The sequence below is a fragment of the Proteus sp. G4380 genome, assembly GCF_963885725.1.
In the GTDB taxonomy this organism is placed as follows: domain Bacteria; phylum Pseudomonadota; class Gammaproteobacteria; order Enterobacterales; family Enterobacteriaceae; genus Proteus; species Proteus mirabilis.
Genome location: NZ_CAWPAV010000174.1, coordinates 1 through 15,888 on the forward strand (window position 1 = coordinate 1; position 15,888 = coordinate 15,888).

General features: G+C 38.0%; 16 protein-coding genes. 6 read left to right on the forward strand and 10 right to left on the reverse strand.

Features of this window, described 5'->3' with window-relative positions:
• Positions 1–503 precede the first annotated feature (503 nt).
• Both AACU98_RS15345 and htpX read left to right on the forward strand, forming a co-directional pair.
• Complete coding sequence (locus AACU98_RS15345; protein ID WP_004242576.1) at positions 504–1,856, forward strand: OprD family outer membrane porin; 1,353 nt, start codon at positions 504–506, stop codon at positions 1,854–1,856.
• A gap of 379 nt (positions 1,857–2,235) precedes the next feature.
• On the forward strand, positions 2,236–3,114 hold the full coding sequence (htpX, locus tag AACU98_RS15350; RefSeq protein WP_004242578.1) for a protease HtpX: 879 nt from the start codon (positions 2,236–2,238) through the stop codon (positions 3,112–3,114).
• 324 nt (positions 3,115–3,438) lie between these two features.
• On the opposite strand, the gene AACU98_RS15355 is transcribed toward htpX, so the two are convergent.
• From AACU98_RS15355 to hxpB, 3 genes are all read right to left on the reverse strand, one after another.
• Positions 3,439–4,830, reverse strand: a complete 1,392-nt coding sequence (locus AACU98_RS15355; protein ID WP_004242579.1) for an L-cystine transporter — start codon at positions 4,828–4,830, stop codon at positions 3,439–3,441.
• A gap of 241 nt (positions 4,831–5,071) precedes the next feature.
• Entirely contained in the window at positions 5,072–5,638 is a 567-nt protein-coding gene (locus AACU98_RS15360) for a metal-dependent hydrolase (protein ID WP_161735068.1), read from the reverse strand.
• 257 nt (positions 5,639–5,895) lie between these two features.
• Positions 5,896–6,564 carry a hexitol phosphatase HxpB gene (gene hxpB / locus AACU98_RS15365; RefSeq protein WP_161735071.1) on the reverse strand — a complete coding sequence of 223 codons (669 nt, stop codon included), beginning with the start codon at positions 6,562–6,564 and terminating at the stop codon, positions 5,896–5,898.
• A gap of 200 nt (positions 6,565–6,764) precedes the next feature.
• Between hxpB and AACU98_RS15370 the strand changes: the two genes are divergently transcribed.
• Entirely contained in the window at positions 6,765–7,304 is a 540-nt protein-coding gene (locus AACU98_RS15370; protein WP_237612229.1) for a YniB family protein, read from the forward strand.
• Between the two features lie 93 nt (positions 7,305–7,397).
• Here the strand turns inward: AACU98_RS15370 and AACU98_RS15375 are convergent, their stop codons facing one another.
• The 5 genes from AACU98_RS15375 to AACU98_RS15395 form a co-directional block, all read right to left on the reverse strand.
• Entirely contained in the window at positions 7,398–8,270 is an 873-nt protein-coding gene (locus AACU98_RS15375) for a fructosamine kinase family protein (RefSeq protein WP_161735075.1), read from the reverse strand.
• Between the two features lie 150 nt (positions 8,271–8,420).
• Positions 8,421–9,278 (reverse strand): metal ABC transporter permease, encoded by an 858-nt coding sequence (locus tag AACU98_RS15380; protein ID WP_004242584.1) that lies wholly within the window; start codon positions 9,276–9,278, stop codon positions 8,421–8,423.
• A complete protein-coding gene (locus AACU98_RS15385; protein WP_004242585.1) occupies positions 9,275–10,186 on the reverse strand; it encodes a metal ABC transporter permease in 912 nt (303 codons plus the stop codon). Before AACU98_RS15385 ends, AACU98_RS15380 begins: the two co-directional genes overlap by 4 nt.
• Before the next feature lie 2 nt (positions 10,187–10,188).
• Complete coding sequence (locus tag AACU98_RS15390; RefSeq protein WP_004251467.1) at positions 10,189–11,076, reverse strand: manganese/iron ABC transporter ATP-binding protein; 888 nt, start codon at positions 11,074–11,076, stop codon at positions 10,189–10,191.
• Positions 11,073–11,981 (reverse strand): metal ABC transporter substrate-binding protein, encoded by a 909-nt coding sequence (locus tag AACU98_RS15395; RefSeq protein WP_004242594.1) that lies wholly within the window; start codon positions 11,979–11,981, stop codon positions 11,073–11,075. Before AACU98_RS15395 ends, AACU98_RS15390 begins: the two co-directional genes overlap by 4 nt.
• Before the next feature lie 390 nt (positions 11,982–12,371).
• Here AACU98_RS15395 and AACU98_RS15400 point away from each other — a divergent pair, with 390 nt between their 5' ends.
• Positions 12,372–13,073 (forward strand): transglycosylase SLT domain-containing protein, encoded by a 702-nt coding sequence (locus AACU98_RS15400; protein ID WP_004242595.1) that lies wholly within the window; start codon positions 12,372–12,374, stop codon positions 13,071–13,073.
• Here AACU98_RS15400 and AACU98_RS15405 read toward each other — a convergent pair.
• Entirely contained in the window at positions 13,025–13,759 is a 735-nt protein-coding gene (locus AACU98_RS15405) for a MarC family NAAT transporter (RefSeq protein WP_004242597.1), read from the reverse strand. The genes AACU98_RS15400 and AACU98_RS15405 overlap by 49 nt on opposite strands.
• A gap of 106 nt (positions 13,760–13,865) precedes the next feature.
• A complete protein-coding gene (locus tag AACU98_RS15410) occupies positions 13,866–14,462 on the reverse strand; it encodes a GNAT family N-acetyltransferase (RefSeq protein ID WP_004247938.1) in 597 nt (198 codons plus the stop codon).
• Between the two features lie 266 nt (positions 14,463–14,728).
• Between AACU98_RS15410 and AACU98_RS15415 the strand changes: the two genes are divergently transcribed.
• The gene (locus AACU98_RS15415; RefSeq protein ID WP_004242601.1) at positions 14,729–15,076 is read left to right on the forward strand and encodes a tRNA-binding protein; all 348 of its coding nucleotides are present in this window, start codon (positions 14,729–14,731) and stop codon (positions 15,074–15,076) included.
• 91 nt (positions 15,077–15,167) lie between these two features.
• The gene (locus AACU98_RS15420; protein ID WP_004251463.1) at positions 15,168–15,854 is read left to right on the forward strand and encodes a helix-turn-helix transcriptional regulator; all 687 of its coding nucleotides are present in this window, start codon (positions 15,168–15,170) and stop codon (positions 15,852–15,854) included.
• The last annotated feature ends 34 nt before the right edge of the window (positions 15,855–15,888 follow it).

Genomic DNA, 15,888 nt, shown 5'->3' on the forward strand with positions numbered 1-15,888 from the left:
ATAAATGCTTTATTAAATGTGATTAAATTCACATTTAATGGTTTACTTATTGCAATAAATGTAACATGTTGTGACAATGATCGCTCTAGTTGACATAAAATTACGATAGCATACAGATCATAAAATTTTGTATCATTCTGACATACTAAGGTAATAGTAACAGATTAAAAATCTCACCCAAATGCTAAGTGCAAAATCTCTTCTCATCGGCGCAGTTATATAAACGCTAGATGCGCTAATTTTAGAATAGATTTTCTCATTAAGGATTAATGACTAGAAGGTAAGTTATTTATAATTTGCTTAAGCATTTTATTGCTCAAAAAAGTAAATAACAATGTGGTGAGATGACTACCTAGCATTATTGATGCTAAAAAAATAGCGATTTGGCTTAAGTTTATACAATTTAAGCGAGCGTTACTTTTAGCTAAATATAAAAATAGTACTTTGTTTAACTTATTGAATATAAATAAATTTAAATAGTTATTAACCAGGTTGAATTTAAAATGAAACTAAAAAGAATGGTGTTGTTTATGTTTTCCCCTTGTTTTTTAGCTGTGAGCGCTGCTAATGCTGGGAATTGGGAAAATACAATTAAAGAAAGCTCATTTATTTCTGATTCTGAACTTGAGCTGACTACCATTAATATGTGGAAATACCTAAAAACAGAAAACCGTTTTGATAAACAAGAGCAACGTTATAGAAAACAAGTTGCTAATGCTTGGGGTCAAAACTTCCAAGCTGATTTCAGATCTGGCTATTTAGGTGGCATTCTTGGATTCGATGTTTCTTATTATGGTGGTATTAAATTAGGAGCAAGTAAAGACTTCGCTTCTCGTGCCATATTATATAATGATGATGGTGAAGCAAAAGGCTATAACAAAATTGGTCAACGTTTTGCAAAAGTGAGATTCGATTTAGATCCTGTTTTAATTAATGGTAAAGCGGGTTGGTTTACCTTGAAGAATACAGGTATTTTTACTAACTCACAGCGCTTATCATTAAACAGTTATAACGGTTATTACACTAATACGGCGATGGGTGATTGGAGTTTAGATTTGCTGTATCTCGACGGAAAAGTTATGCGTCGTGATAGCCCAAATATCGATAGAATGTATTTCAGTGATGGTAATGGTGTTAGACATAATATTGACCATGTTATTACTGGTGGAGTTAACTATAATTCCAAACCATTAAAAGTCTATTATTTCTATGGTCAGGCGGATGATGTATTCCGTCAACACGGTTTAGAAACAAAATATAAGTTAACATCAGACGTTACTCTAGGTGGTGTTGTTTATTACCACGATTATGGCAGTGAAGGAAAACGCACATTAACCAATGCTAATGCAGGTAAACGTAACTTTGATAAGGATGCATGGCACTTTGCTGGTACTATGGAATGGCGTATTCCTGAATCAGCGTGGACCATTCGTACGGGTGTGACTTATACCGATGCGAAAAAAGCCAATGGTGTTGGTCAATTTGCGCGTAACCCAATTGGGAATACTCGTGGACGCTTTAACTCACCAGCTTATGCAGATATTGACTATGTGCGTGATGGTGAAGTGATGGGTGCATTAGAAGCTGCATACAAAGTTAACAATGAGTTGTCTGTTGGTGCACGAACTAACTATAGTGAATTTAGTTACTCCGGCGAAAGATTAAAACAAGGGCAGTTTGGCTTATTTAGCTACTGGAAGCCAACGGCTAATCTTTCTATTTCGTTAAGTGGCGGTATTGGTTGGCACCATCAACAAGAAAATGATTACACCACACCAAAACTGTATGATGGTCACTCACGACGTGCTCACTCATTATCAGGCTCTATGACAACGACATATCGTTTTAAAATGTAATTGTTTATAGGGTAAGGGATAACAGAATTCATCCCTGTATAGGTGCATGGCTTGCCTGATGGTGAGCCATGTACAAAAATAGATAAAGCTGACATCCAAACCTTTAATCTAACAAAACGCCTTCAATTAATTTATTTTGTTAAAATTTCATCACTAGGCATTTATTTTTGGGCCTATCTTGCCTAGACTGTTATTCCTCCTCTATGTGAAAATAATCCTCCATAATTTAGCTATTAATTACATTTTCTTTTATTAAAATGTAAAGTTATATCGTTTTTAGTAGCAAACAAGTTAAAAGACTTGATAAAATAAAAAAAAGCCTTATTTATAAGATAGTTTTTGCAATGTGGTAATTAGATAAAATAGGAACAGTATCAATATGATGAGGATTGCCTTATTCCTGTTAACAAACTTAGCTGTCATGTTTGTGTTCGGGATCATCTTATCTTTAACAGGTATTCAAGGCCGCAGTGTTCAGGGTTTAATGATCATGGCTGGCCTATTTGGTTTTGGTGGTGCATTTGTTTCTTTACTTATGTCAAAATGGATGGCATTACGATCCGTTGGTGGTCAAGTGATTGAAAATCCAACCTCTGAAGTAGAACGTTGGTTACTTGATACTGTAAGACGTCAGTCTGAGCAAGTGGGGATTAAAATGCCTCAAGTTGCAATCTACGATGCACCAGATATTAATGCGTTTGCAACAGGAGCTCGTCGTGATGCTTCGCTGGTGGCGGTGAGTACCGGATTATTAGCCAGTATGAGCCGTGACGAAGCGGAAGCTGTTATTGCACACGAAATTAGCCATGTTGCCAACGGTGATATGGTAACGATGACCTTGTTACAAGGTGTTGTGAATACTTTCGTGATCTTTATCTCCCGTATCATTGCTCAATTTGTGGCGAATTTTATTTCGAGCGATGAAGAGAGTGAAAACAGTAACGGAAACCCATGGGTATACATGGGCGTTTCTATGGTGCTTGAAATTGTCTTTGGCATTTTGGCAAGTATCATTACGATGTGGTTCTCTCGCTACCGTGAATTCCATGCGGATGCAGGCTCTGCAAAACTGGTTGGCCGTGAGAAGATGATAGCGGCATTACAACGCTTAAAAACCAGCTATGAGCCACAAGAAGAGAGCAGTATGATGGCTTTCTGTATTAATGGCCGTAATAAGTCATTTAGTGAATTATTTTTATCACACCCGCCATTAGATAAGCGTATTGAAGCACTACGTAGTGGCGAATATCTCAAGTAAAAGAAACTATTAGCGATAAATAATTTTTAATTATCAGTTTACAAATGCCAGAGACAGAAATGTTTCTGGCATTTTTGTTGGTGATCCATTAGCTTTAATTAATTCCTACAATCGCTTTTCGTTTTATTTAACAGACCGTTCTGGTTCAGCCAAATATCCTCATCTCTTAATATTTTTATAGGTATTAAGTTAAGCCTCAGAGCTAGTGATGCATGATCATCATATCTATTGATAGATAAAAGGCAGTTAAATTAATATCAAAATAAAAAAGCCAGTTTAAAATTAAACTGGCTTTAAGAGATTTAACTTAATTGTTAATGTGGTTTACTTCACATTAAGTTCAGCTTCTTCTTCCTGATTAAAGATCTCTTTATCTGTTTGGCGCATCATTTGGCTAGTAATAGTACCTGCGGTCATAGAGCCACTAACATTTAATGCAGTACGACCCATATCGATAAGAGGCTCCACAGAAATCAGTAGGGCAACCAGTGTAACGGGTAATCCCATTGCTGGTAAAACGATCAGGGCTGCAAAGGTTGCACCACCACCGACACCGGCAACACCTGCTGAGCTAATGGTTACGATACCCACCAAAGTGGCAATCCAAAGAGGATCGAAAGGATTAATACCGACTGTTGGTGCCACCATAACGGCTAACATAGCAGGATAAATACCGGCACAACCATTCTGACCAATTGTCGCACCAAAAGACGATGAGAAACTGGCAATCGATTCAGGAACACCAATGCGACGAGTTTGTGTTTCGATATTTAATGGAATACTGGCTGCACTCGAACGACTTGTAAATGCAAATGCTAATAATGGTCCTGCTTTTTTGAAGAATTTAATTGGGCTTAAGCCAGTAAATCCAACTAATAAACCATGAACGACAAACATTAAGCCCAGCGCAACATAAGAGGCAACAACGAAGCTACCGAGTTGAATAATGTCATGCAGATTGGAGCTTGCCACAACTTTAGTCATCAGTGCCATTACACCGTAAGGTGTTAATGCCATAACGATACGGACTAACTTCATGATCCACGCTTGTAAGCTATCAATCGCTGCTAATACTTTTTCACCGCGAGGTTTATCTTCTTTAAGCAGTTTTATTGCAGCCATTCCTAGGAATACCGCAAAGATAACTACACTAATAATCGAGGTTGAGCTTGCACCAGTTAAATCGGCAAATGGATTTTTAGGAATAAAAGATAAAATTAATTGAGGTACAGTTAAGTCAGACACTTTACCTATATAATTATGTTGAATAGCGGCTAAACGCTGCGCTTCCTGTTCCCCTTGAACAAGACCTTCAGCTGTTAAACCAAAGATATTGGCTATAACAATACCGATAAGAGCAGCAATTGCCGTTGTAAATAGAAGTGTACCAATGGTTAGTGCACTAATTTTTCCCAATGATGATGCTTGGTGTAAACGTGATACTGCACTTAAAATAGAAGCAAATACCAATGGCATAATGATCATTTGTAACAGTTGTACGTAACCGTTACCAACGATGTTAAACCAAAGGATAGATTCTTTAATAATAGGATCGTGTGCGTCATAGAATGCATGTAACGCCAGCCCAAACACCACCCCAAAGACCAAACCGACAAGAACTTTCTTTGACAGGCTCCACTGACGTTGGCTTAATTTAGCCAAGATGAGTAATAGCACAACAAAGACGAGTACGTTAATAATTAACGGAAAATTCATCTTAACTCTCCAACGAGATTTTTATATATAAATTTGGCGATTGTATGCGATATGAGTTCTTAGGTAATAAGAAAGGATATAACAGCATCAACTCGCTATATGGTAACAGTATTGTTAATAACTTTTTATAATCAATTATTCTTTTATATAGTCGTTTAGTTATAAAAACAAGGAAGATTAGTATAAAAAAGACTAATTAACTATAAATAGATAGAGGAAAGTAGAGAACTGTCAAGGAGAGTTAAAAAGGTGTACGTTTATCGTGGTACATTTGTAACCAGTGATTTATTTGTGTGGGAAGAGAAAAAGTTAGGTGTGGGGGCAGAAATAGTGCACCAACTAAGATGATGACAGAAATAAATCGTTCTCCTTTTTTGCTATTTTTTTTCGCTAAAATCGGTAAGGCAAAACGCATTTTTAGTGGCCATAAAAAAGGTACACCTGATGGTGTTAGCATATCTGCCAGTAGGTGACTTAAGTAACCTAGCAAAAGGGCGTGAAAAAAACCAGCCGAAATCGTGATATAAGGCGCAACTTGTGTTTCCCATAAAATGGCTAAACCACAAAAGGCGAGTAGGCTATGTGTGAAGCCACGATGACCACAGAGTTTTGATAGCGGTAATGAGATTATCCGAAAGAGGCGTCCTAATATAGAGCCTGGATGATCTAAATCTGGTAGTAGTGAACCTAATAAGACAGCAGGGATCATGTGAAACCAATCACCTTGAGCAAGAACGGGGGTTATTTCTAATTTCTGTGCTAAGACGAGTGTTGCAACAGAAAAAAGTAAATGTCCTTCGGCTGTCATTCCTTATCTATGCCTATATGCGGTTTTTACCGCTTGCTGTTCATTTATACAGTGCTTAAGTATAAAAGGTTTTTACAGCAACTAACAGACATAAAAGATAAAAATTGCCTTAATTATTAAGCAATAACAGAAATATTTTATTCGGATGTGTTAAAAATAACCAAATTTTAGATAAGGGATGAGAATTAATATAGAAAAAGGATATCGACAACAAATGATATCCTTCTATAAATTTTTATAGGCTATAACCAAAGTCGTTAGCCTAATAATTGAGATTTGGTTAATTCGTTGAGAGAGGCAATTTTAACATCGGCTAATCCCCAACATTTGTCATTAAACTGCTCCACTGCAGGCACAACAATTGAGCGCATTCTTGCAGCTTTGCAAGCAATCATACCATTGCGTGAGTCCTCTAAAGAGACACAATTAATGGGTGCGACATTAAGTGCCTTAGCAGCATTGAGATAGACTTCTGGGTGAGGTTTACTGTGCGCTAAATCAGCTGCAGAGACAACAGCAGAGAAGTAATGACGAATATTAAATAACTCAAGTACACGCTCTAGCATAAAATGCGGTGATGCTGAGGCTAAGGCTATCTTTAAACCTAATGATTGACATAAAGATAGGGCATGTTCAACACCAGGGAGCAACGGTTTTTTATCTTCAATAAGTTGTACAACGCGAGCAATCATTTTCTCTTTAGCTTCTTGTTGTGTTACGCCTTGCCAAGGTGATACTTGATACCAAAGTTCGATAACTTGATCTATTCTTAAGCCGACGGTGTCGGGCATGCTGTCAGCAAGTGATAAATCGACACCTAATTGTGCAAAGACCTCATGTTCTGCTTGTGCCCAAAACGGCTCTGAGTCGATTAGCAAACCATCCATATCAAAAATAGCGGCTTCAATGGGCAATTTAAAAGACATGTTTACTCTCCATAATAAGGTCTATGTTGATGAAAAATGATTGTAGCAAGAGTTGATTGGAAAATCTTTTTTAATCAGTTTCTTATTTCTTTTAAAAAATAAATAGAGAAAATGATAGCTATTAAATTATTGACATATTAGCCGTTAATTAGATTAGGATATTTAGGTGCATATTGCCGAATTCTATGAGTGAGGACAAAATGAGTTATCAACATGCAGGAATATATGCCATTGTAAAACGTGTTATTGGTTGGCTTATTTTTATTCCTGCCTTTATTTCAACGACAGTTTCGTTGATTGAGTTAGCTGCGATCCCAAGAGAAAATGGCGAGGGTGTTAATGCTGTTATTAATGATTTTTTTCGAGTATTAGCAGAAATGGTACAATTTAACACCCCGTGGCTAGACTTTTTTTGGCGTCATTCTCCAGTACCCAACACTCAAATAGGTTTTAGCCAACAGAATATTATCTTCTTTGTGATCTTCTTTTTAATGTTTATTGGCTTAGCACTGAGTGCATCAGGGTTAAGAATGTATCGCCAAGTGAAATATTTAAAGGAAAATATTCAAGATCAACTAATTATTGAACGAGCACTAAAAAGTGGTATTACAGCGCAAGAGCTAGAGCAGAATATAGAATTGCCAAGACATACACTATTTACTCAAGTCATGGTGCTGTATATTTCACCTATTATTGTGATCGCAATTGGTTATTTTCTGCTGAAATTTTTAGGCTGGTAGTTATCTATCACATTGACTTAATTAAAATAAACCTCGCTGGGTAACATTTTGCGAGGTTTATTTTTATCTATTGGTAAATAAAATCAGATTGTTTTAGTGTGTGCCGAGCAAATCATCAATGATTTTTCTAGCTGCTAGGTAATCTTTTTCTTCACCGAATAAATGACAGCGATTAAGGAAATAGTAGAGTTGGTAGATAGGCTGGCGTGATAGGAATTTTTCAGATAAAGGCCAGATGCTTTGGTAACCATCAAAAATATTGGCCGGCACAGAAGAGCATAGCGATAACATGGCAATATCACATTCGCGATCACCCCAATAACAAGCAGGATCGAACATCGTTCCTTCAGATTGACCTATAGCAGCACAATTTTTAGGCCATAAGTTGCCATGTAATAGCGAGGGTTGTGGATGATGATCGGCTAAACGGTGATTAATGATTTGAATGATTTCTTCTATATCACCGAAAACCATCCCTTTCTCTGAAGCGAGTTGCAACTGGATACCGATACGCTTTTCTGAATAGAAGTAATTCCAGCGCTTCTCCCAACCATTTGCTTGAGGTGTGGTATCTATATGGGTATCGAAATCAAAACCATAACGGGGTTGTTCTTCCCATTGATGCAATTTAGCTAACTGTTGACCAAAACAATACGCGCTGTGAGGTGTAAAAGGTTGCACAGGCAGAAATTCTAACAGTAAGAAGCTAGTATCTTTACTATTGCCAATGCCTAATACGCGAGGAATACGGATCGTTTGGCTTTTTGCCAACATTTCAAGCTGTTCTGCTTCATTTTTAAAGGTGGGCAAAAATTCCCGTAGGTTGGATTTTACAAAGACAGGGATCTCACCATATTGAATTTTCCAAGTGTGGTGTATATCACCGCTTGAAAGGTGGTGTTTTTCGCTGATCTTTGCTGAAAATCCTAAATTTGATTCAAGCAAACGACCAATATTCTGCCACATAGATTACACCTCGCAAAGTTGTTTACTTAGTAGACCCAAATAGTAACGAGCGATGTTTATACTATGACAATAACACTTTAATTAAATCAATACAGTATAAAACTAAAAAACGGGATGATTATCCCGTTTTTATAGCAATAAAGATTTTTATTAGGCATTGGCAGGTTTAGTTTGCCGTTTTATTTTTGCCAATTTAATCTGATTACAGAGTAATGCAATAATAAAGAACACCGCTTGCGTGAGTACAATAGAAGGGCCTGTGGCACCGTCAATATGAAAACTGATAAATGTACCAATAACACTCGATATAACAGAAAAAAGGATAGCGAGAGTGATCATTCGAGAGAAGCTTCGCGTTAATAGATAAGCGGTGATCCCCGGAGAAATCAGCATGGCGACCACTAAAATAATCCCAACGGCTTGCATCGAGGCGACAATCGTTAACGCCAAAATAGAGAGTAAGCCATAATGTAATAAAGCGACCGGGAGACCGACAATTCTTGCTTGATTAGGGTCGAAACAATACAACATAAAGTCTTTTTGTTTAACCAGCATAATAGTAATAGTAATTAAACAAATAGCACTAATCTGTATAAGCACATCTGGGGTGATACCTAAGATATTACCAAATAATATATGCATTAAATGTTGGTCAGTATCTACACTAGCGAAGATCACCAAACCGACAGCAAACATACCAGAAAAGACAATTCCCATTACCGTATCTTCTTTTATTCGGCTATGCTCTTTTAAATAACCTGTTGCAAATGAGCAAAATAGGCCCGAAAGAAAAGCCCCTATCGTTAAAGGAATTGCAGTGACATAAGCTAATACCACGCCAGGTAAAACAGCGTGAGAAATAGCATCTCCCATTAGTGACCAACCTTTTAACACCATATAGCAAGATAAAATAGCGCAGGCGATACCAATGATAACCGCGGCAATAATTGCACGTTGCATAAAAGGATATTGAAAAGGTTCAATGAAAAATTCCATTAATTCATTCATAGTTGCACCTCTTCTTGTTGAGTAACGTCTTTTGGATGCTGGGATTGTGAAATAAGTGCTTGTGAACTTTGACGTGCGCGGCGACGGGCTGCCAACATGCCATGTTTAGGCGCAAATAAGAAGGCTAATAAGAAAAGGGCGGTTTGCATTGTGACGATAACGCCCCCCGTAGCACCATTAAAGAAATAACTTAGATAAGCACCAACAGCACTGGTTACTGTACCAATACAAATAGCGATAATAGCGAGTCGTTTAAATTGGTCAGTGAGTAAATAAGCGGTAGCGCCGGGAGTAACCACCATAGCAATAACTAAGATAGCGCCGACCGTTTGTAGCGCAGCAACGGTACATGCACTGAGCAAGGTAAAGAAGATGATTTTTAGTTTTAAAGGGGATAAACCAATAGAGCGAGCATGTACTTCATCAAAAAATACAACTAATAAATCTTTCCACATACAAAATAGAATAAGAAAAGAGACACCAGTAATGATAACGACTTGCCAGACATCTTCGTCAGCAATGCCGAGAATATTCCCTAAAATAATGGTCTGAACGTTGACGGCAGTAGGGTTTAATGAAACCAGCAACAGACCAAAAGCAAAAAAAGTAGAAAAAATAAAGCCGATCACCGCATCTTCACGTAATCTTGTGATGTGACGAATAAAAGTCATTGATAAAGCAGCAAGTAGACCCGTAAAAAAAGCACCCACTGCGTACGGCAACCCTAAAATATAAGCACCGGCAACGCCGGGAACGACGGAGTGGGAGAGGGCATCTCCCATTAATGACCAACCTTTAAGAATAAGGTAAGAAGATAAAAAGGCACAGACAGCACCAACTAAGGCACTTACCCAGATAGCCTTTACCATATAGTTATACTCAAAAGGTTGTAGGAGTAATTCTAGCATGGCTAATCTCCTTGTTTACGCTTACTTTGATGAGCGGGAGTATGTTGTTCATGGTGACCATAGAAAACGGCAGCGCGTTCATCATCAGTAATAACGGTAAGTGAACGTGGATCGTCATCGTCGTGAAGATCAGGGCCTGATAAGCTGATATGACGCAATACGCCACCAAAAGCATGCTCTAAATTCTTTTGGGTAAAGGTGGTTTCTGTTGGCCCGCTATCAAGCACTGTTCTATTAATTAAAATAACGTGATCACAAAACTCGGGTACACTACCTAAGTTATGAGTTGATACTAATACTAGGTGACCTTCTTTACGCAAGTTACGTAATAATTCAATAATGGCATTTTCTGTTTTTACGTCCACGCCAGTAAAAGGTTCATCTAATAACAGTACGGTGCCTTCTTGTGCCATTGCTCGTGCTAAGAATACCCGTTTTTTCTGCCCACCAGATAGCTCACCAATTTGGCGATGTCCAAGGCCTGATAAACCGACACGCTCTAAACAAGCTTCAACCACTTCATGATCTTGTTTCGATGGAATACGAAAAAAACCCATTTTTCCATAACGTCCCATCATCACCACATCAGAAACCAGTACAGGAAAGTTCCAGTCAACTTCCTCTGTTTGTGGCACATAAGCAATCATATTCTGTTTAAGTGCTTGCTGAATAGGTTGATTATTTAATGTTACGGTACCTTTTGAGGGTTTGACTAATCCCATAATGGTTTTAAAAAGTGTGGATTTACCACTACCGTTGATGCCCACTAGGGCACAAATTGTGCCACCAGTGATAGAGAAACTTGCATCATAAATAGCAGTGTGACCGTTGTTATAGGTTACCGTTGCATTATCAACAGTAAGAGTAGGATTTATTTTTTTATCATTCATTGTCCAAATCCTTTCGCAATGGTATCGACAGTAATATTAAGTAGATCAATATAAGTAGGCACTTCTCCACCTGGGGCAGAAAGTGAGTCTACATAAAGAACGCCACCATATTTTGCACCAGTCTCTTTACTCACTTGTTTAGCAGGTTTATCGGAAATCGTACTTTCACTAAACACGACAGGAATATGATGTTCTCTTACGGTATCAATCACGTATTTTACTTGTTGTGGGGTGCCTTGCTCTTCTGCATTAATTGGCCATAAATACACTTCTTTAAAACCATAATCATTGGTTAAATAGCTAAAGGCACCTTCACTCGTTACTAACCAGCGTTTTTCTTCAGGAATACGCGCTAATCTTGCTCTTAATGGTGCATCAAGTTGTTTAATTTGTTCAGCGTAACGCGCGGCATTTTGGTTATAAATTGCGGCATTATCTGGATCGTGTTCAACGAGCGCTTTACGAATGTTTTCGATATAAATTAATGCATTGTTAGGCGACATCCATGCATGTGGGTTTGGGTTGTTTTTGTAAGCTCCTTCACGAATAGGCATAGGGGTAATACCTTCAGTGACAACGACCGCAGGCACATTACGTAATTCATTGAAAAAACGTTCGAACCAACGCTCAAGATTTAACCCATTCCATAAAATAAGATCAGCTTTTTGCGCTTTGACAATATCTTTTGGTGTTGGTTGATAATCATGAATTTCTGCACCGGGTTTGGTGATAGATTCAACAACGGCAGCATCGCCAGCAACATTTTGTGCGATATCTTGGATAATAGTAAAAGTCGTGACAACTTTTAGCTTATCTTTTGCCTGTGCAGGGGTTATAAAGAAGATTGAGGCAACTAAGCATAATGCCGTAAGCGAAATTTTATTTACAGAGCGGAACATATCCATATTATATAGCCTTATAATTTTCGTGGAATTCTCTAACTGATAATGATTATCAATATCATTTCAAAAAAGTCAAGTTATCTCTGTGTGAAAGTGAAAATAGCTATTTGATAACAGCTGATACTAAGATAACAGCATGTATTTCAATAAATGTTAAGTAAATTGTCGTCTTTCTTTATAAAAATTAACAATCGATGGTAACTATTGGTGTGAAAGGTTGTTTAATACTCACAATTGATGAAATTTACAGCCAAATCATGACTTACTGCTGGTTAAGGTATCTGTTTTTATGAGAGAAGCTTATCCTTAGTCCATTTTTTTAATGGACAGCGTTAGGTTTGTGTTTTTTAATAATCTCCTATAAAGCATAGGGCGAAATGATGAGGATAACGTGTGAAGACCAACATAATATTTCCTTTGGCAATTTTACTGCTGGCAGGGTGTGCAGATCCCAATCACCAAACGGCGAAAAAAGAGACACCGCGATTTTTAAATAGCCAGCCTGTAGAGCACAGAGTTAATAATGCCTCAATTTCTACTGCTCAATGGAAAAACACCCCTTTTGATGAGCATATTAAACAAGCTTCAGCCCGTTATGGTGTTGATGAAACCTTAATTAAAGCCATTATTCAGGTAGAATCTAATTTTAGGCCAGAAGTGATAAGTAAATCGAATGCGGTTGGATTAATGCAAATAAAGGCATCCACAGCGGGGAGAGATATTTATCAAAATAGAGGAAAAGCAGGGCAACCAACCACCGCTCAGCTAAAAGATCCGGCTACTAATATTGATTTAGGAACTGCTTATATTCAATTATTAAGAGAGCGCCATTTATCTGGGATCTCCAATCCTGAAACACTCTATTACGCGACTATTTTGGCTTATGTGAATGGGGCGGGTGCATTACTCAGAACTTTTGATAAAAATAGAGATGCGGCGATTGCCAAAATTAATGCCATGAGCGCGGATGATTTTTATCGTTACGTTGAAAAAAATCATCCTGCATCTCAAGCACCACGCTATTTAGCGAAGGTCAAAGCAGCCTATCATTTAGCGGATAACTTTTCTGATAAGCTGGCAGCAGCCGCTGATTGAGCTTGTTGTAATAAAGCGGGGAGATCAGCAATGATTTCAAGTACACCATTAATCATAAACTGAACTCCCATGCAAATTAATAAAAATCCCATAACACGAGAAATAGCATCAATACCACTGTGACCGAGATAGCGCATAATACCGGTTGAACCGCGCAGTGAAAGCCAAACAATCAGGCTAATTAAAAAGAAAGTGGTAATAGGTGCAACGTACAATACCCATTGCGCAATATCTGTACGTGAAGGAATTGATGCTGCTGTACTGATGATCATCGCAATTGTCCCCGGCCCTGCGGTACTTGGCATGGCTAAGGGCACAAAAGCAATATTGGGCGCCTGAGGATTTCGATGCGGATTTTTTTCTTCTGAAAGCGGATCGTCCACATTGGGAGTATGGGGAAATAACATACTAAAACCAATAAAAGCAACGATCATCCCCCCAGCAATACGAAGGCCTGGAATAGAGATACCAAAGGTCGTCATTATTACACGACCCGCATAAAAAGCGATGGTCATAATAATAAAAATATAGACACATGCCATAAAGGATTGTTGATTACGCTGTTCCTTGGTCATATTCCCCGACAGACCAAGCCAAAGCGCGACCGTAGTGAGTGGGTTAGTTAGCGGTAGAAGTAAAATAAGACCAAGACCGATAGCCTGAAAAAACTGGTAAACAGAGTACATAGAGTGTAAAGGCTCCTAACAACAGGTAATTAAGGCTACCGATCATAGCAAATAAATAGTAATAATAGTGTTGATATTAAGAAATATTTTTATATTTATAAGAAGGTTATGGGTATTTTTTCATTAACCACTCAAGATGTGTTTTCACCGCTTGCCAATCATAATCGGTAATACTATAGATACAGGTATCTCTGCGTTGACCGTTGGTGGTTAAACGATGATTACGTAATATGCCATCGAGTTTTGCACCTAAACGCTCAATCGCTCTACGACTGGTTTGATTTAAGATATGAGTGCGGAATTCAACAGCAATACATTGCAGATCTTCTAATGCATATTTAAGTAATAGATATTTCGCCTCGGTATTAATACCCGTTCTTTGTACCTCTTTTGCATACCATGTTGAACCAATCTCTACTCGAGGTGTATGGTTATCTACGTTCATATAGGTCGTCACTCCCACCACACGCTCACGGCGTTTATCAATAACGGCAAAAGGAAGCATTACTCCTTGTTTTTGTAATTGTCTTTTATGCTCAATATCTTGTTTTAATGTAGTGACAGAAGGAACTGTGGTAAACCAAAGTTCATCAGGCCTATCTTTAGCAATCAGTTCACGTAATGGTGATGCATGCTCCATGCTTAATGGTACTAAACGTACTAAATTACCTTCTAAGGTAGTCCAGTCTGTTATCTTTCTCATAGGCGATTCTCTAAGTCGGTGTATTAAATAGTTTCAAGGCAAGAATACTTTTTATACATAACAAATTTATTAATTGGTACGCTTATTTTAACGGTGATTAAAAATAGCTTAAGAATTTGTTTTTGTATAAAGAGAAAAGTAACGTCATGAGTGTTTAACAACAGAGAATGACAGCTTAGCAACAGGGCAGGATACCGATGTCATGCTAATCTATACTTATTCGATAATCTTAATGAAGATATAGCAATAAAATAATAGGTAGCAATATGACAGACACCACCAACACCATCGAATGGGATGACTTTTTACGGGTAGAAATGCGGGTTGGCACAATTATAAGTGCTGAAATAAATAAAAAAGCGAAGAAACCCGCTTATGTAATGGAAGTCAGCTTGGGAGAGCTGGGGACTAAACGCTCTAGTGCGCAAATCACCGTGAATTATACTCCTGAAGAGCTAATTGGTCGCCGAGTTTTATGTGTTTGCAATTTTCCTATTAAGCGGATTGCAGGGATCAAGTCTGAGGTGTTGATTACCGGGGCTGCTGATGAAAACGGTGCTATCGTTCTCGCAGAATTTAATTTACCTGTGCCTGATGGGGCTCGTTTAGCATGATCTATAGCTAATTGTCCTTTTCTTTTAACGCTCACAGCGATTTTGTTGTAGTATTTATTTCACTGTGAGCGTTAATGTGTAAGGGGATGTTTTGTTATTACCTGAATTACATTTGCGATGTTATACACAAGATACAGTATCACATCAGCATGAGAATATCTGGCAGATCATCTTTGGCTTAACCGGAACGATGGAAGTTAATTTCAATCGGCAAGATTTTCTTATTTCTCAACAAAACTGTTTAATTATCCCACCTACCATCGATCATGCTTTTGCTGGTCATCTCAATAATAAAAATCTTATTTTAGAACTTCCTGTCACATCACAGTGGCGACTGAATGAAAGAGGGGGAATGTTTGCCTTATCACCCGCAGCAATAGGATTATTAGCGTGGGTACATCAATACCCTCAAGCGCCAGAACATCATTCCACTCTCGCACGTCTGCTATTAGCCCAAATGAAAGTACAACCAAGCTGGGGGGATAAATTAGATCTCTGGCTAGAAGATAAACTGCATATGCCATTAACAGCTTCTGATATTGCTGGTGCATTAAACATATCAATCAGTACGCTACAGCGCAAAGTAAAAGCGGAATTAGGCATATCTATTATGCAGTATGTGATGCAAAAGCGACTCGCTAAATCCGCAGAGTTGCTCAAATACACATCATTAACGATTGAAAATATTGCTTTAGCGGTAGGGTATGATTCACATTCGGCTTTTAGCCAAGCTTTTCGTCAATACTTTCATAAAACCCCCAGTGAATATCGACAGTAAACGACTTACTGATAAAAATGCTGACTTTTGATAT

What these genes read in the sequence shown, in the direction of transcription:
- AACU98_RS15345 (WP_004242576.1), top strand. Translation starts at nt 504, where the DNA reads ATGAAACTAAAAAGAATGGTGTTGTTTATGTTTTCCCCTTGTTTTTTA.
- htpX (WP_004242578.1), top strand. Translation starts at nt 2,236, where the DNA reads ATGATGAGGATTGCCTTATTCCTGTTAACAAACTTAGCTGTCATGTTT.
- AACU98_RS15355 (WP_004242579.1), bottom strand. Translation starts at nt 4,830, where the DNA reads ATGAATTTTCCGTTAATTATTAACGTACTCGTCTTTGTTGTGCTATTA.
- AACU98_RS15360 (WP_161735068.1), bottom strand. Translation starts at nt 5,638, where the DNA reads ATGACAGCCGAAGGACATTTACTTTTTTCTGTTGCAACACTCGTCTTA.
- hxpB (WP_161735071.1), bottom strand. Translation starts at nt 6,564, where the DNA reads ATGTCTTTTAAATTGCCCATTGAAGCCGCTATTTTTGATATGGATGGT.
- AACU98_RS15370 (WP_237612229.1), top strand. Translation starts at nt 6,765, where the DNA reads ATGAGTTATCAACATGCAGGAATATATGCCATTGTAAAACGTGTTATT.
- AACU98_RS15375 (WP_161735075.1), bottom strand. Translation starts at nt 8,270, where the DNA reads ATGTGGCAGAATATTGGTCGTTTGCTTGAATCAAATTTAGGATTTTCA.
- AACU98_RS15380 (WP_004242584.1), bottom strand. Translation starts at nt 9,278, where the DNA reads ATGAATGAATTAATGGAATTTTTCATTGAACCTTTTCAATATCCTTTT.
- AACU98_RS15385 (WP_004242585.1), bottom strand. Translation starts at nt 10,186, where the DNA reads ATGCTAGAATTACTCCTACAACCTTTTGAGTATAACTATATGGTAAAG.
- AACU98_RS15390 (WP_004251467.1), bottom strand. Translation starts at nt 11,076, where the DNA reads ATGAATGATAAAAAAATAAATCCTACTCTTACTGTTGATAATGCAACG.
- AACU98_RS15395 (WP_004242594.1), bottom strand. Translation starts at nt 11,981, where the DNA reads ATGGATATGTTCCGCTCTGTAAATAAAATTTCGCTTACGGCATTATGC.
- AACU98_RS15405 (WP_004242597.1), bottom strand. Translation starts at nt 13,759, where the DNA reads ATGTACTCTGTTTACCAGTTTTTTCAGGCTATCGGTCTTGGTCTTATT.
- AACU98_RS15410 (WP_004247938.1), bottom strand. Translation starts at nt 14,462, where the DNA reads ATGAGAAAGATAACAGACTGGACTACCTTAGAAGGTAATTTAGTACGT.
- AACU98_RS15415 (WP_004242601.1), top strand. Translation starts at nt 14,729, where the DNA reads ATGACAGACACCACCAACACCATCGAATGGGATGACTTTTTACGGGTA.